1 protein-coding gene is annotated in these 1120 nt (G+C 66.4%); it reads right to left on the bottom strand.

Annotated elements, in window-relative coordinates; all coding sequences use genetic code 11:
* Positions 1 to 2: 2 nt before the first annotated feature.
* Complete coding sequence (locus ACFUTX_RS16475; RefSeq protein WP_378867204.1) at positions 3 to 998, bottom strand: IS481 family transposase; 996 nt, start codon at positions 996 to 998, stop codon at positions 3 to 5.
* Between the last annotated feature and the right edge of the window lie 122 nt (positions 999 to 1120).

The following is a 1120-nucleotide window of genomic DNA, read 5'->3' as shown; positions in this document are numbered from 1 at the left end:
GTCTAGCTGTGATGTCCAGGCAGGTTGTTGAGTCTGGTGATGGGTGGGGCTCCGATTGCGGAGTGGCGCCTGTGGTGATTGTAGAAGTGGATCCAGTCCGGTAGCGCTTCGCGACGCTCGGAGTCGGATCGATAGAAGCGGGCGTAAGCCCAGCCGTCGGCGAGGGTGCGGTGGAACCGTTCGATCTTGCCGTTCGTCTGCGGCCGGTAGGGCCGTGTCCGCTTGGGCGTGATTCCGAGTTCCGCGCAAGCGTCGCGCCACGCGAACGACCTGTAGGCGGACCCGTTGTCGGAGAGCACCCGCTCGACGGTCACGCCGTGGTCGGCGAACCACGCGACGGCGCGCTCGAGCACGCCGATCGCGGTGACGGCTTTCTCGTCCGAGCAGATCTCGACGTAGGCCACGCGGGAGTGGTCGTCGACGACGGTGTGCAGGAACGCGGTGCCGACGTTGGGCTCGTAGTCGGCGTGCCGTTTCCCGGTGCGCTTCGCCGTGGCTTCGCGGTTGCGGTCACCTTGCTGCTTCCCGACGAACCGCCACCCACCACCGTCCGGGATGTTGCCGAACTTCGTGACATCGACATGGATCAGGGAACCAGGATGGTCATGCTCGTAGCGGCGGAGCGGCTCGCCCGTGACCCGGTCAATATGGCTGAGGCGGCTGATTCGACAGCGGACCAGCACCGCGTGGACCGTCGAGGCCGGAATGCCGAGCTCCTGCGAGATCTGCGCCGGACCGAGGCGGCGCCGCCACCGCAGCCGCACGATCTGCTTAACCGTGCCCGCTGGTGTCTTCGCGGGCATCGACCGGGGCCGGCTGGACCGATCCGACATCCCCGCAGCACCCTCGGCGCGAAACCGGGCAGCCCACTTGCGCGCGGTGATCGGCGACACCATGAACATCTTCGCGGCGACCGTCGCCGGCCACCGATCCTCGACAATCAACTTCGCGAGCCTGAGCCGCGCGCGGGGCGTGAGAGCAGCATTACCGTGGGACACGAGGGCCTCCTGTTTGCGTGAAGCGGTTCCTAGACAGCTCCACTTCACAACGGGAGGCCCTCACCCGTCAGCAGATCATCCGCGATTCACGTAGCAACGTCCCTGGACATCACATCTAGCGC

This window comes from Microbacterium sp. NPDC057407 (assembly GCF_042803895.1).
In the GTDB taxonomy this organism is placed as follows: Bacteria; Actinomycetota; Actinomycetes; order Actinomycetales; family Microbacteriaceae; genus Microbacterium.
Note: the sequence above shows the minus strand (reverse complement) of the source record. Positions and strands in the feature narration are given on the sequence as shown.